Consider the following 15019-nt stretch of genomic DNA (forward strand, 5'->3'; position numbering starts at 1 on the left):
TTATAATGTTCAGGGCAGGCGAACTGGTGAAGGGATTCAAGAACCGCACCGTTCCGCGCGAGCGCACGGCCCTGGCCATCTGGTTCTGGGAGATCGATCGCGTTCTCCTCTCGCTCATCGTTGCGCTGATGGCGATCGGTCTGGTTGCCGTCGCGGCTGCTTCGCCCGTGGCGGCGATCGACCGTTCGACCAGCAGCGTATCCGTCACGCCGCTCATCTATTTCTATCGCCAGCTTATGTGGGTCTTCATCGGCCTGCCGATCATGCTGGTCATATCGATGTTGCCCCGTCAGCAGGCCCGGCGGTTGGCCATGTTCATGACGGCCTTCTTCATCGTGATGCTGCTGTGCGTGCCGGTCCTCGGATCAACCGTTAACGGCGCGCGGCGCTGGATCGACCTGCCCGGATTCCGTTTCCAGCCCTCGGAATTCCTGAAGCCTGTCTATGTCGTCTCCATGGCCTGGCTGCTTTCGCTGCGGGGCAAGGACATGTCGCTGCCGGTCATTCCGCTGACCGGCGTGTTGACGCTGTTGATCGCGGCGATCCTGATGAAGCAGCCGGACTTTGGCCAGACGGTCATCTTCCTTGCCTGCTGGGGATGCCTGTTGCTGCTGTCCGGTGTGTCGATGCGGTTCATCGGCATGATGGTTGGCGTGGCGCTGGCTGGCCTGATCGCCATGTACATGTTCTACGAAAATGGCCGTCAGCGCATCAATGACTTCCTTGGCATCGGCGTCGCGCAGGATACGGGGCCGGACCAGACCGAGCTGGCGTTTCGCACGATCACCCATGGCGGTTTTACAGGGGTGGGGCCGGGGGGCGGCCAGGAGAAATTCCGCCTGCCCGAAGCGCACACCGACTATATCTTTTCCGTGATCGGTGAAGAGTTCGGACTGCTCGCCTGCATCGGCATCGCCTGCGTTTACCTGGCGATCGTTGTCCGCGTGCTGCTGCGCATGCTGGACGAGGATGATAATTTCACGATCCTGGCGGCAGCGGGACTTACAACGCAGTTCGGGTTGCAGGCGATCATCAACATGGGCGTCAATGCCCAGATATTTCCTTCGAAGGGCATGACGCTGCCCTTTATCAGCTATGGCGGCTCCTCTATGCTGGCCCTTTGTATCGGGGTCGGCCTGCTGCTTGCGTTCACACGGCGCAATCCCTTCATGGGGCGGCATACCGTCGTCAAATGGAGTGGTCGATGAGCATTTCCCGTCACTTCGTCCTCGCCGCGGGTGGGACGGGCGGTCACATGATTCCGGCGCATGCTGTGGCCGAAGAGTTGATGGCGCGGGGCCACCATGTCGCGTTGGTCACGGATGAGCGCGGCGCCAAGATCCCGGGGATCTTCGATCGTGCGCAGGTTCATGTTCTGCCCGCCGGGCGCATGACCAAAAACCCGAAAAGCTGGCTGGGCGCGCTTAAGGCCATCCTTGCAGGCCGCGCCATGGCCCGCCGCCTCAACGAGACCTTCCGCCCCACCGCTGTCGTCGGGTTTGGCGGCTATCCCGCCATGCCTGCGCTGTTGGGCGCGCTGGCGGATGGCATCCCGACCGCCATCCACGAACAGAATGCCGTGCTAGGCCGCGTAAACCGTTTCCTCGCCCGCCGCGTCGATGCGATTGCTACGGCTTACCCGAAGGTCGAGCGCCTGCGCGACAAATATGCGGGCAAGGTCCATTTGGTCGGAAATCCGGTCCGCGAGGAAGTGAAGGCACTGCGGGACGAGGAGTTTCCGGCGCTGACGGACGAGAGCGTATTCCGCGTGCTCGTGATTGGCGGCAGTCAGGGCGCCAGCATCCTTTCGTCGGTTGTGCCGGACGGCCTTGGCATGTTGCCGCTCAGCCTGCGCCGTCGTTTGCAGGTGACGCAGCAATGCCGGGCCGAGGATATCGAGCGGGTTCGGCGCTTCTATGCCGACCTTGAGATACCGGCGGACCTCGCGACCTATTTCAACGATGTGCCGGAAAAGCTCAGCTGGTCGCATCTGGTAATCGCGCGCGCAGGCGCTTCGACGCTGGCGGAATTGACCTGCGCGGGGCGTCCCGCGATCCTTGTCCCGCTGCCGAGTGCGATGGATGATCATCAGACGGTCAATGCACGCGAGATGACCGAGGCGGGTGGCGCGCGGACTATCCCGCAGTCGCGCTTCACCGCCGTGGAGCTCGCCAAGCAGATGCAAAAGATGGCGATGGAGCCCGGCGCGCTTCAGAACGCAGCCAAGCGCGCTCGTGCCTGCGGCCGTCCCCATGCGGCGCGTGACATGGCCGACCTGCTGGAAAGCATCGGCCCCGCGCCGATCATGAACGATCCCCTGAAGGTCGGTCCCGTCCCGACCAGCCTGAATTTGCAGGGCGTCCCTGCATGACGAGTACCCACCTCTTCCCGTTCGGGCTGAGCCTGTCGAACCCCTTTTCTTCCTTTAAGGAAGAAGTGAAGGCCTTCGACAAGCTCAGGGCGAACGGATGTTTGTACAAGGAATCCCGCGCATGAAGGGTGTCGGCACCGACATCGGCACGATCCATTTCATCGGCATTGGCGGCATCGGCATGTCCGGTATCGCCGAGGTGATGCACAATCTGGGTTACAAGGTTCAAGGGTCCGACGTAGCGGAAGGCTATGTCGTCGAAGGGCTGCGCAAGAAGGGCATCGACGTGATGATCGGTCACAAGGCCGAAAATCTGGGCGATGCCGCCGTTGTCGTGACCTCCACCGCGATCAAGAAGGGCAATCCTGAAGTCGATCTGGCGCTGGAAAAGCGCGTCCCCGTCATCCGCCGCGCGGAAATGCTGGCGGAGCTGATGCGGCTCAAATCCACCGTCGCGGTCGCGGGCACGCATGGCAAGACCACGACCACCTCAATGGTCGCGGCACTGCTCGACGCTGGCGGGGTGGACCCGACCGTCATCAACGGGGGCATCATCAACAGCTATGGCTCCAACGCTCGCCTCGGCAAGAGCGACTGGATGGTGGTCGAGGCCGACGAAAGCGACGGCAGCTTCCTGCGCCTCGACGGCACGCTGGCGGTCGTCACCAACATCGATCCCGAGCATCTCGACCATTATGGCAGCTTCGACAAGGTGAAGGACGCCTTCGTCGAGTTTGTCGAAAATGTGCCCTTTTACGGCGCGGCGATGCTCTGCCTCGACCATCCGGAGGTGCAGGCGATCCTGCCGCGCGTGCAGGACCGGCGCATCGTCACCTATGGTTTCTCGGCGCAGGCCGATATTCGCGGCGAGAATGTGCAGCCGATCCCCGGCGGCAACCGCTTCGATGTGCAGATCCGCGAACGTGACGGTTCGCTCCGCCGAATCGAAGGGATCGAAATGCCGATGCCCGGCCGCCATAATGTGCTGAACGCCATGGCGGCGATCGGCGTGGCGCTGCAAATGGGCATCGACGACGCGACGATCCAGACGGGTTTCGCCAAATTCGGCGGAGTGAAGCGCCGCTTCACCAAGGTCGGCGAGATTCCGGCTGGTCAGGGCGTTGCGACTGTCATCGACGATTATGGGCACCACCCGGTCGAGATCAAGGCCGTGCTGGCCGCCGCGCGCGAGGGTGCCAAGGGCCGCGTTATCGCGGTGGTACAGCCGCACCGCTATACCCGCCTTCGCGACCTGATGGATGAATTTCAGCAGGCGTTCAACGACGCCGACATCGTCTATGCGGCCCCGGTCTATCCGGCGGGCGAGCAGCCGATCCAAGGCGTGGATAGCGCTGAGTTGGTCGCGGGTCTGAAGCGTCGGGGGCATCGCCACGCTGCGACGGTCGAGGGCGCGGACGATCTGGCCCGCGTAATCGCTGACGATCTTCAGGCTGACGACATGGTCATCTGCCTTGGCGCGGGTGACATCACCAAATGGGCGGCCGGTTTGGCCGCAGCCGTCGCGGCGAAAGAAGCTGCCTGATGCGAGTTCAAACCTTCCTTCTGGGGGCATTGGGTTGACCACGACAGTGGCGCCCCTTCCTCCGGTTCGCGGGTCGCTGAAGGCTGATGCCCCGTTGGCTCCGCTCGTCTGGTTCAAGGCGGGCGGCGTGGCGCAGTGGCTGTTCGAGCCCAAGGATGTCGATGATTTGTCGGACTTCCTTGCCGGTCTCGATCCGGCCGTCCCGGTGATGGCGCTTGGCCTCGGCTCCAACCTGATCGTGCGTGACGGAGGCGTTCCGGGCGTCGTCGTGCGTCTGGGCAAACCCTTCGCGAAGGTTGAGCAGATCGACGCCACCTCGCTCCGCTGTGGGGGAGGGGCGTCCGGCATCCTCGTATCCTCGACCGCGCGGGATGCGGGCATTGCGGGGCTTGAGTTCCTGCGCTCGATCCCCGGCACGGTGGGCGGTTTCGTGCGAATGAATGGCGGCGCCTATGGGCGCGAGACTTGCGACATTCTGGTCGAGTGCGACGTAGTGCTGCGTTCCGGCGATCGGGTGACGCTGCCGCTTGACGCCTTGGGCTATACCTATCGTCACAGTAGCCTGCCTGAAGGCGCGGTGGTGGTAAGCGCCGTGTTCCGGGGTGTTCCTGGCGAAACCGCCGCGATCCAGACCGAAATGGACCGCATCGCCGCAGCGCGCGAAGAAAGCCAGCCGCTCCGCAGCAAGACCGGCGGATCGACCTTCAAGAATCCGGACGGTCACAAGGCCTGGGCTCTGGTCGATGAGGCGGGTTGCCGGGGACTGCAATTGGGTGGCGCGCAGGTTTCGGAAAAGCATACCAACTTCCTCCTCAACCTTGGCGATGCCACCAGCGCGGAGATCGAGGCGCTGGGGGAGGAAGTGCGCCGCCGGGTGAAGGCAAAGAGCGGCGTCGAGCTTGAATGGGAAATCCAGCGGGTGGGGGTGAAGAAGTGATCCTCTTCACCCTGCCGTCATCCCAGCGACCCGAAGGGCGGCGCCAGCCAACGCTGGGATCTCCCTGCACTGGCACGCATCATGAGATCCCAGCTTTCGCTGAGATGACGAATATTTCTGTTCTGGAGTTCTACAAATGACCCGTGGCCCCTGGCATGTCGCCGTCCTGATGGGAGGCTGGTCCGCCGAGCGCCCAGTGTCGCTGATGAGCGGCGAGGGTGTTGCAAAGGCGCTGGAATCGCGCGGGCATCAGGTCACGCGGATCGACATGGACCACAATGTCGCCGCCCGTCTCGCCGAAACCAAGGCGGACGTGGTGTTCAACGCGCTTCATGGCGTGCCGGGCGAGGATGGCACGGTGCAGGGCATGATGGACCTGATGGGCCTGACCTACACCCATTCGGGTCTCGCCACTTCGGTCATCGCGATCGACAAGCAACTGACCAAGCAGGCACTGGTCCCCCAAGGCATCCCCATGCCCGGCGGTCACATCGTCGACAGTGCCAGCCTGTTCGAAGCCGATCCCCTGCCGCGCCCCTATGTGGTGAAGCCCGTCAACGAAGGCAGCTCCGTCGGTGTCGCCATCGTGACGCAGGACGGCAATTACGGATCGCCCATCGGCCGTGATGTGGAAGGCCCCTGGCAGCATTTCGACCAGCTCCTTGCGGAACCCTATATCCGGGGCCGGGAACTAACCACCGCCGTTCTGGGCGATGAAGCGCTGCTCGTGACGGAACTCCGTCCAAAGAGCGGCTTTTATGATTTCGACGCCAAATATACCGACGGCATGACCGAGCATGTATGCCCGGCCGAAATTCCGAATGACATCGGCGAAGCGTGCAAGGCCATCGCCCTGCGCGCGCATCAACTGCTGGGCTGCAAGGGCGCTTCGCGATCCGATTTCCGCTGGGACGATACACAAGGGGTAGAGGGGCTCTACCTTCTGGAGGTGAACACCCAGCCCGGCATGACGCCGCTCAGCCTCGTGCCGGAGCAGGCGGCGAAACTGGGCATTGACTATGCCGAGCTGGTCGAGCGTATTGTCGAGGATGCGCTGATGCAGAAACAGGGCGCTAAGGGGGCAGGGCATGGCTGAAGCACGCATCCGGCGGGGAGGCACGGCGCGTCTGACGGGTGCGGGTGGACCTCGCGGCCGTAATGGATCGGGCCGGGGCAAGCCGGGCAAACGCCGTTCCTGGTTTGGTCGCATGCTTCATGCACTTCCAGTCAGCGAAGACACGCTGCAACGCATAGCGAGCTGGACCATAGTTGGCATCGTCGTCGCCGCCGTCGGTGGCATCGCCATGCTGCTGGGCGTGCCAGCGATGGCCGGACAGAAGGCGGCGGAGGTTGCAGCCAATGCCGGTTTTGAGGTTCAGAAGGTCGAAGTGCGCGGCGTCGAACGAATGGACGAGCTGCCGGTCTATAATATCGCGCTGGGCCAGGTGGACCGCTCCATGCTGTCGCTCGACCTGCCCAAGGTCCGTGACGAAATGCTGAAGCTCGGCTGGGTCAAGGACGCGCGCATTTCGCGGCGCCTGCCGGACACGCTGGTGGTCGATATCGTGGAGCGCGATCCGGTCGCTGTGTGGCAGCATGATGGGCAGTTGCACCTGATCGACGTCCAGGGCGTGGTGCTTCAATCGGTGTCTACGGATGCGATGCCCGACTTGCCGCTGGTCGTCGGCCCCGATGCCAATCGCCAGACTGCGGGCCTCAACAAGCTTATGGAAAATGCGCCCGCGCTGAAGCCCATGCTGGCCGGTGCGACCTGGGTCGGGAACCGCCGCTGGGATTTGCGTTTTCAGTCCGGCGAAACCCTTTCGCTGCCGGAAGGAGACAGGGCCTCTGCGACCGCGCTCGTCAATTTCGCGCGCATGGACGGCGTTAACCGCCTGCTGGGTCGAGGCATCGTGAAGTTCGACATGCGCGACCCGGATCGCTTCATCCTGCGTCTGCCGCAGAACCAGGTGAGCGATAAAGCCGAAGTCAATGCTCCCGCCGCGCCTCAGGGCGAGGAAGGCTGACGCGCATGGCCCAGCCCAAGGTCGACAAACTCGTCACCGCGATCGACATTGGATCGTGGAAGGTTTCTGCGCTCATCGCTGGCCGGACCGAAACGGGTGAATTGGCCATTTTGGGCACGGGCCAACGGGAAAGCCGTGGCGTCCGCCGGGGCTTTATAGCCGACATGGAGCGCACCGAACTGGCAGTGCGTGAAACGGTCGAGCAGGCAGAGCGCGTCGCCGGCACCAATATCGAGGATGTGTGGGTCAGCTTCTCTGGCGGGAGCCTCGTCAGCGACGTTGTCACTGTCGAGCGCGACATGGGCGGCTATCGCGTCGAGCAGCCCGACATCGATGATCTGCTTGCGACGGGCCAGCAGGGTATCGATCCCGATGGGCGGGTCGTCCTTCATGCCCAGCCCACATGCTTCACGATCAATGGCAAGGTGCCCGTGAAAAAGCCGCTCGGCATGCATGCGGACCTGTTGGGCGTTGATATCCATGTCGTGCTGGCGGACGGCGCGCCGCTCGCCAATCTCGACCTGTGCGTGCGTGGGGCCTATCTCAACGTCAATTCGATTGTCGCTTCGCCAATCGCGACCGGCCTTGCCTGCCTTTCCGAGGAGGAAAGAGACCTGGGCGTCGCGCTGGTGGAACTGGGCGCGGGCGTGACCAATGTCTCGCTTTATGCGGGCGGCATGCTGGTTGGGCTGCACAGCATCCCAATTGGCGCCTCAGACATTACCGACGACATCGCCTCAGCCTTTGGCATCCGCCGCAGCCAGGCCGAGCGGATCAAATGTTTCTACGGTTCGGCGATGCAGAACCGCCGTGATTTCCGCGAGATGATTGAGATCGCGGCGCCCCACGGTGATGTCGCCGTGCCGGGGCAGAGCGCTGGTCCCAATGCGGACGGCGGCAAGATCACCCGCGCCGCGCTGGTCGCCGTCATCTGCGAACGGCTGAACCAGTTGATGACGGAGGTCAACGCCGCGCTCGCGGGCATGGGCTTCAATACGCCGACAGGGCGTCAGGTCGTGTTGACCGGCGGCGGCGCGGAAATGAAGGGCATCGCCGACTATGCGCAGGGTGCGCTCGGCCGGGCTGTCCGGATCGGCAGGCCGCGTGGATTGGCTGCGCTGCCCGAAGCACATAGCGGTCCTGCCTTCGCAACGCTGGCCGGTCTGGCGCTTTACGGCGCATCGAACCCGGTTGATCTTAGAACGATAGCGCCTGCGCCCCAGACCGTTCATCGTATCAACGCGCCGCTATGGTGGCAGCGGATGGTGCGGGCGATGAAGACAAACTATTGAATAAATCTAAAGCCAGACGAACTTTGCTAGTGAAATACGCTGTTTTCTGTTGCATTAACTTTCGATGACAGTTTCGCTCATGTCGCCGAAGCTGGAGGGAGCTAGAATTTATGAGCATTGAGATCAGCCCACCGCATGTGGACGAGTTGAAGCCTCGCATCGCGGTGATCGGCGTAGGCGGCGCGGGCGGCAACGCCATCGCGAACATGATCGCCGCGTCGGTTGAGGGCGTGGATTTCATCGTCGCCAACACCGACGCGCAGGCGCTGAACGCCTCGCCCGCCGAGCGCCGCATTCAGCTTGGCCCGCAGATCACCGAGGGTCTGGGCGCAGGTTCGCGTCCGGAAATCGGCAAAGCGGCGGCTGAGGAAACCATTGTCTCGGTCGAAGAGGCGCTGAACGGCGCGCATATGTGCTTTATCGCCGCTGGCATGGGCGGCGGCACCGGAACCGGCGCTGCGCCCGTCATCGCCAAGGCGGCGCGCGACAAGGGCATCCTGACCGTCGGCGTGGTGACCAAGCCCTTCACCTTCGAGGGCAATCGCCGCATGAAGTCGGCTGAGAGTGGCATCGAGGAACTGCAAAAGCATGTCGATACCCTCATCGTCATCCCGAACCAGAACCTGTTCTTGATCGCGAACCCGAACACCACCTTCAAGGAAGCCTTCCAGATGGCTGACGAGGTGTTGCAGCAGGGCGTTCGTGGCATCACCGACCTCATGGTCATGCCGGGCCTCATCAACCTCGACTTTGCCGACGTCCGTTCGGTGATGGGCGAGATGGGCAAGGCGATGATGGGTACTGGCGAAGCCGAAGGCGACGGCCGTGCACTTCAGGCGGCGGAAAAGGCGATCGCCAACCCGCTACTCGACGGCGTGTCGATGCGCGGCGCGAAGGGGGTCATCGTTTCCATCGTAGGCGGCGACGACATGCGTCTGATGGAAGTTGACGAAGCCGCGAACCATATTCGCGAACTGGTTGATCCGGATGCGAACATCATCTGGGGTTCGGCCTTCAATGACGGCCTCAATGGCAAGATCCGCGTTTCGGTTGTCGCCACCGGCATCGATAGCGAGGCTACTGGTGGCGCGGCGCCGCTGACCCAGCCGTTCAGCTTTGCCAGCCGCCCCGCCGTTGCGGTTCCCGCCGCAGCATCGCGTCCGGCCCCGCAGCCTGCTCCGGCTTCAGCCCCCGAATCCGAGCCCGAAACGCTCGAACTCGATGTGCCTGCCGCCCCCGAACCCGCGCCGATTGTAGCCCCGGTCGAGGAACGGGCCGCCGCAGCGCCCCGGCCCACCCCGGCGGCTGCCTCCGCGCGTCCTGCTGCCGTGTTTTCGGATGAGGACCCGACGCAGGATGAACTGCTGCTCGGCGCAGAGGAAGTTGAAGCACAGCCTGCACCGGCTCCCGCTCCCGCGCCTCAGGCTGCGCCGCGCGCCGCTTCTGGTGGGACCCTGTTTGAACGTATGGCCGGTCTCACGCGAGGTTCCGACAAGAATGCCGGAGTGAGCGACGATGCCGGATCGACGCCCGACATACCGCGGTTCCTCAACCGTCAAAGCAATCAATAAGACGGCGATCCACAGGCTGTTTTATGTTTTAGAGCGCGCCATCGACTGCATCGGGCGGCCGGGCGCGCTTTATTTTGCGGTAAATTTCCCATTCACGCATCGATCCGGTAAAGGGCTAGTGTGAAACGCTCAGCTTTATGGATCCTTGGTGGCCTGCTCCTGACAGGAACCGCCCAGGCACAGCCCGCTCAGATCCAGTCGATCAGGCCGTCAGGCGCTGAAAATCTCAGCCGGAACCTGTCTCGCCTCGCGTCCAATCCGCGCGACGTCGATGCGCTGGTCGGAGCGGGTGATGCTGCGATCGAGATGGATGACATGCGGGCGGCGGCTGGCTTCTTCTCGCGTGCCGATGCGATCCAGCCCAACAATGGGCGAGTGAAGGCCGGGCTTGGCCGGGTCGCGCTCAAGGCGCAAAATCCTGCCGAGGCCTTGCGCTTGTTCGATCAGGCTACCCGTCTCGGCTACGGCGAGGCAACGCTGTTGGCGGACCGTGGCCTTGCGCGGGACATGACCGGAGATCAGGCCGGTGCGCAGCGGGATTATCAAGCGGCCCTCAAGCGCGCGCCGGATGATGCCGAACTAACCTATCGCTATGCCGCGTCGCTGGGGATTTCGGGTCAGGTCGATGCGGCCGAAAAGGCGCTCCAGCCCCTCCTGTACAAGAGTGATCGCGCCGCGTGGCGATACCGCGCGTTCATCCTGGCGATGAACAACAAGCAGGCCGAGGCGCGAAAGATCGCCAGCCAGACGCTGCCCGCGCAACTTGCCGCAGCCTTGGCGCCCTATATGGAGAAGATGCCCTATCTCACCCCGGCGCAGAAAGCGGCGGCGGTGCATTTCGGTCACTTCCCGACCAATGTGGGGACGTCGCTAGCGGCTGCGACGCCCCGGCCTTCCGCGCCGACGGTGGCCCCGGCTCCAGCTCAGGTAGCACCCCCGGCCCCCGCGCAGCCCGCCATCCCGGCGGCGCGCCCGCAACTGCCACAGCCAAGCCGACCTTCGATAGCAGCCACGCCAGCGCCATCCGCCCGTCCAGTTCCTGCCAGCCCCGCGCCCTCTACGTTCGCGCAGACCTCAACTGAAACACGCGCCGCGCAGGTACAGGGTCCGCCCGCGCCCATCCCGGATCCCGCCCCGCGCCCGGCAGCTCCGTCACCCGCGTCTCACAGCCAGCCTAGCGCCCCAGCGCAAGCGACCGTTCCAGCTTCGCAGCAGGCCGCTGCCCCCCCCGTCCAGCGTCAGCAGCCCGATCCGCAAGCGACCCGGACGTTGGCCGACATCATCCACGCCATCGACGTCCCCGAATCCGAACGCCAGCCGAGCGTAGCCGCTGTCGATCTGTCCGAGATCGAAGCGCTTCAGGCCGCCCGCCGCGCCGAACGCCAAGCCGCCGCGGACAAGGCGAAAAAGGCGGCCACGACGGCCAAGGAAAAGGCCGACGCAGCAGCCAAGGCCAAAGCGAAAGCCGAAGCTGACGCCAAGGCGAAGAAGGCCGCCGAGGAAAAGGCGCGGCTCGCCGCCAATCCGTCGCGCAACTGGGTGCAGATCGGCACGGGTGCCAACCGCAATGCACTGGGCTTCACGCTCAAAGCTCTTCGCCGGAAATATGACGCTGTTGCGCCGCAGGACGGCTGGGTCGCCAGCTGGGGTCGTACCAACCGTCTGCTGATCGGTCCCTTCGCCAGCTTCACGCGCGCCAAGACGGTGGAAGCGAAGCTGAAGTCCGCCGGTGCCGATGCCTTCGCCTGGCAAAGCGACGCGGGCGAGGTGGTCGAACAGCTCGGAGGCAAGTAAGGGCGTCCAGATGACGACGCTCGCCCCCTATGCCTCGCACCCTGCCCGAAGCCGTGGCCGCCTGCATCCCGAAGCGGGAGGCGAGACGCGTGGTCCCCGTGACATCTTCCAGCGCGACCGCGATCGCATCATCCATTCCATCGCCTTCCGCAGGTTGCGGCACAAAACCCAGGTATTTGTGTCCCCCGATGGCGATCATTTCCGTGTCCGCCTGACCCACAGTCTGGAGGTGGCGCAGATAGGCCGGACGACAGCGCGCACTCTGGGCCTCAATGAAGATCTGACCGAGGCACTCTGTCTCGCTCACGACATCGGCCATCCGCCCTTTGGCCATGCGGGCGAAGACGCGCTGGAAGCGGCGCTGGATGATCATGGCGGCTTCGATCACAACGCGCACACCCTGCGCACGCTCATGCTGCTTGAATCGCCTTATCCCTGTTTCCAGGGGCTTAATCTCAGCTGGGAAATGCTGGAGGGCCTTGCCAAGCATAATGGTCCCGTCGATCATCCCGGCTGGGCGATGCGGGAAGTCGATGCGCTCTTTCCGCTGGAGCTGTCCTCTCATGCCTCGCTGGAGGCGCAGCTGGCGGCGATCGCCGACGATATAGCCTATGACAATCACGACATTGACGATGGCCTGCGCGCTGGGTTGCTGACACTGGATCAACTGCTTGCCGTGCCCGTCGTCAAACATTGCTGGGACCGGGTGCGCGCTCGCTATCCGGACATCCCGCAGGATCGCCTGCTTCGCGAACTGGTGCGGGAACAGATTGGCCTTATGGCGAACGATCTCATCGCTTCCACCCGGCGGAACATCGCTGAGGCCCGCGTCGAAACGGTCGAAGATGTGCGATCCGCCGGACGCCCGCTGGTCTGCTTCTCGCCTGAACTCGCGGCGCAGGAACGCGACCTGAAGCGCTTCATGTACGCGTCGCTCTATCACCATCCATCGCAACTCGCCGCCGCCAACCGTGCGCGGATCATCGTGCGCGACCTGTTCCGGGCCTATCAGCAGCAGCCTGAACTCATGCCGTCTGAATGGCAGGACGATCGCCTGCTGAACGAGCCGGGCCGCAGCAGGCATATCGGCGACTTCATCGCGGGTATGACCGATCGCTATGCGGAAAAGCGCCACGCGGAAATCTTCGGAGAGATGGCTCTCGCCTGAAGCGACGGTTGCGCTCGCCCTGAACGCGCCCTAGCCTTCGCCCAACATGGCCCTTCACCCACAAATCGCCGCGCTCGCTGCCGGGTTGGAAGACCTCGCCGGATTCCTGCGCAGCCGGGGTGATCGCAAATGGTCGGGCCGGGTGGAGCTATGCGCCCATCTCGTGGCTGATTCCAACTTCACCGGGGTCGAGCATTTCCTGCGCCTGTTCGAGGGGGAGGAGAGTCTTGGCCAGCTCATTCTGGGGGATCCTGCGGCCGATGCCCGGCTGGATGAACTGCGCAAGATGACGCGCACCCTCGCCGATCGGTTGGTGAGGGAAGAACGGGCAACCGATTGAGCAATTGACGCCGCCTCCCATTTCCCGCAATGCGAGAGGGTCCCCGGCGCTCGATAGATTCGGCACCGGACATGATGCGGGAGAGCATGGGAAGCCTTTCAGGCCGCCCCGTCGCCGAAGGAGCAACCGCCCCGGAATCTCTCAGGCTAAAGGACCGCATCATGGGCAGGCACTCTGGAAAGCGGACGGGTCATTCCGTCCCACCGAAGGGGTAAGCCATCCGGTCGCTGGGCCGGTGGTCAAAGCTCTCAGGTTCCGTGACAGAGGGGGTGGCAGACGCCGGGATTCCGACTCCGGATCATTATGTCTGTCGCCATGACCCTTGCCACGAAAGGCCGCTCTCATGTCCGGCAATGACGACATCGCCCATATCGAAGAAGAATTGCCGCTGCAGGACCTGCCGCTCGACGCCTGGCATCGCGCCAAGGGCGCGCGCATGGTCGGCTTTGCGGGCTACCATATGCCCATCCAATATGAAGGCATCATGGCCGAACATGCCTGGACCCGCGAGCACGCCGGGCTGTTCGACGTCAGCCATATGGGTCAGCTCACCTTTTCCGGTGAAGGCGTTGACGAGGCGCTTGAACATTTACTGCCCAGCGACATCAAGGGGCTGAAGCCCTTTCGCCAGCGTTACTCGATGCTGCTTGATCAAGAGGGCGGCATCCTCGACGACCTCATGGTCTCGCGCCTGGGCGCGGGGGCGTTTGACGGCGCGGACATCTATATGGTCGTCAATGGCGCGACCAAATATGACGATATAGGCTGGATGATCGAACATCTGCCTGATGAGGTCGTCATGAACCATATGGACGAGCAGGCGCTGCTCGCCCTGCAGGGTCCTGAAGCGGGCGAGGCGCTGGCCAGCCTGATCCCTGACACCGCCGACCTCCTTTTCATGCAGTCCGGCCTTTTCACCTGGCGCGGCGTTCCGCTGTGGGTGAGCCGTTCCGGTTATACCGGCGAAGACGGGTTCGAGATCAGCATATCCGCCGCTGACGTCGCGCTGCTGGCCGATGCGCTATGCGCCTTGCCCCAGGTAAAGCCGATCGGGCTGGGCGCGCGCGATTCGCTTCGGCTTGAGGCGGGGCTTCCTCTTTACGGCCACGACCTGACGCCCGCTGTCAGCACCATCGGCGCGGATCTTGGCTTTGCCATCCAGAAGCGCCGTCGGGAAGAAGGCGGCTTTATCGGTCATGCGCGGGTTATGAAGGAACTGGCGGATGGACCGGGGGCCAAGCGCGTGGGCCTGAAGATCGAAGGCCGCCTGCCCGCTCGCGAAGGGGCGCCCATCTTCGCCGATGGTATCAAGGTGGGAGAGGTGACATCGGGCGGCTTTGCGCCCACCGTGGGCGCTCCTATCGCCATGGGCTGGGTCAGCCTGCCGCACAGCGCCATCGACACCGCGCTCGAAATCGAAGTGCGCGGCAAGCGCATCGCCGCCACCGTGGCGCCTATGCCGTTTGTGCCGCATCGTTACCGCCGCAAGGCCTGAATTTCCTGATTTTTTGTTGGTCGTGATTTTCAACTAAATCACTCCGAGGGGAGCAGTAAAATGAGCCGTTATTTCACCGACGAACATGAATGGATCGACGTAGAGGGCGAGATCGCCACTGTCGGCATCACCGATTATGCGCAGGAGCAGTTGGGCGACATCGTGTTCGTCGAATTGCCTGCCGAGGGCGTTAGCTTCGAAAAGGGGGATGACGCCGCCGTCGTTGAATCCGTCAAGGCGGCTTCGGACGTCTATGCGCCGATTTCCGGCGAGGTCGTCGAAGCAAATGGCGCGCTGGAGGAAGAGCCCGCCCTTGTGAACAGCGATGCCGAAGAGGATGGCTGGTTCTTCAAGCTGCGCATCGCCGACGCGAGCGAGCTGGAAGGGCTGATGAACGAAGCCGCTTACAAGAAGTTCGTGGCCTCGCTTTAAAATTAAGCCCCTCCCTTTCAAGGGAGGGGGAAGGGGTGGGTCGCGACCG

General features: G+C 63.5%; 13 protein-coding genes and 1 riboswitch. All 13 genes read left to right on the forward strand.

Annotated features, from left to right (window positions below):
* The first annotated feature begins 5 nt into the window (after window positions 1-5).
* Complete coding sequence (gene ftsW / locus ACZ5TH_RS01370; protein ID WP_464771937.1) at window positions 6-1208, forward strand: putative lipid II flippase FtsW; 1203 nt, start codon at window positions 6-8, stop codon at window positions 1206-1208.
* Window positions 1205-2371 carry an undecaprenyldiphospho-muramoylpentapeptide beta-N-acetylglucosaminyltransferase gene (gene murG, locus ACZ5TH_RS01375; protein ID WP_464794341.1) on the forward strand — a complete coding sequence of 389 codons (1167 nt, stop codon included), beginning with the start codon at window positions 1205-1207 and terminating at the stop codon, window positions 2369-2371. The genes ftsW and murG overlap by 4 nt, the downstream gene beginning before the upstream one ends.
* Before the next feature lie 121 nt (window positions 2372-2492).
* On the forward strand, window positions 2493-3914 hold the full coding sequence (murC, locus tag ACZ5TH_RS01380) for a UDP-N-acetylmuramate--L-alanine ligase (RefSeq protein WP_464794342.1): 1422 nt from the start codon (window positions 2493-2495) through the stop codon (window positions 3912-3914).
* Window positions 3915-3960: 46 nt separating this feature from the next.
* Window positions 3961-4851, forward strand: coding sequence for a UDP-N-acetylmuramate dehydrogenase (murB, locus tag ACZ5TH_RS01385; protein WP_464795032.1), 891 nt, complete (start codon window positions 3961-3963; stop codon window positions 4849-4851).
* 136 nt (window positions 4852-4987) lie between these two features.
* Complete coding sequence (locus ACZ5TH_RS01390) at window positions 4988-5947, forward strand: D-alanine--D-alanine ligase (RefSeq protein ID WP_196225454.1); 960 nt, start codon at window positions 4988-4990, stop codon at window positions 5945-5947.
* Window positions 5940-6878 carry a cell division protein FtsQ/DivIB gene (locus ACZ5TH_RS01395; RefSeq protein ID WP_460987571.1) on the forward strand — a complete coding sequence of 313 codons (939 nt, stop codon included), beginning with the start codon at window positions 5940-5942 and terminating at the stop codon, window positions 6876-6878. Before ACZ5TH_RS01390 ends, ACZ5TH_RS01395 begins: the two co-directional genes overlap by 8 nt.
* Window positions 6879-6883: 5 nt before the next feature.
* Window positions 6884-8170 (forward strand): cell division protein FtsA, encoded by a 1287-nt coding sequence (gene ftsA, locus ACZ5TH_RS01400; protein ID WP_464794343.1) that lies wholly within the window; start codon window positions 6884-6886, stop codon window positions 8168-8170.
* Between the two features lie 110 nt (window positions 8171-8280).
* Entirely contained in the window at window positions 8281-9741 is a 1461-nt protein-coding gene (gene ftsZ, locus ACZ5TH_RS01405; RefSeq protein ID WP_460987573.1) for a cell division protein FtsZ, read from the forward strand.
* Between the two features lie 120 nt (window positions 9742-9861).
* The gene (locus tag ACZ5TH_RS01410) at window positions 9862-11535 is read left to right on the forward strand and encodes a tetratricopeptide repeat protein (protein WP_464794344.1); all 1674 of its coding nucleotides are present in this window, start codon (window positions 9862-9864) and stop codon (window positions 11533-11535) included.
* Window positions 11536-11545: 10 nt separating this feature from the next.
* Window positions 11546-12703, forward strand: a complete 1158-nt coding sequence (locus ACZ5TH_RS01415) for a deoxyguanosinetriphosphate triphosphohydrolase (RefSeq protein ID WP_464771944.1) — start codon at window positions 11546-11548, stop codon at window positions 12701-12703.
* 46 nt (window positions 12704-12749) lie between these two features.
* Window positions 12750-13043 carry a hypothetical protein gene (locus tag ACZ5TH_RS01420; RefSeq protein WP_464794345.1) on the forward strand — a complete coding sequence of 98 codons (294 nt, stop codon included), beginning with the start codon at window positions 12750-12752 and terminating at the stop codon, window positions 13041-13043.
* 67 nt (window positions 13044-13110) lie between these two features.
* Window positions 13111-13210, forward strand: a riboswitch (glycine riboswitch).
* Between the two features lie 176 nt (window positions 13211-13386).
* Window positions 13387-14538 (forward strand): glycine cleavage system aminomethyltransferase GcvT, encoded by a 1152-nt coding sequence (gene gcvT, locus ACZ5TH_RS01425; protein WP_464794346.1) that lies wholly within the window; start codon window positions 13387-13389, stop codon window positions 14536-14538.
* A gap of 60 nt (window positions 14539-14598) precedes the next feature.
* Window positions 14599-14970 carry a glycine cleavage system protein GcvH gene (gene gcvH / locus ACZ5TH_RS01430; RefSeq protein ID WP_449471362.1) on the forward strand — a complete coding sequence of 124 codons (372 nt, stop codon included), beginning with the start codon at window positions 14599-14601 and terminating at the stop codon, window positions 14968-14970.
* The last annotated feature ends 49 nt before the right edge of the window (window positions 14971-15019 follow it).

The organism is Sphingobium sp. TomTYG73, from assembly GCF_055394245.1.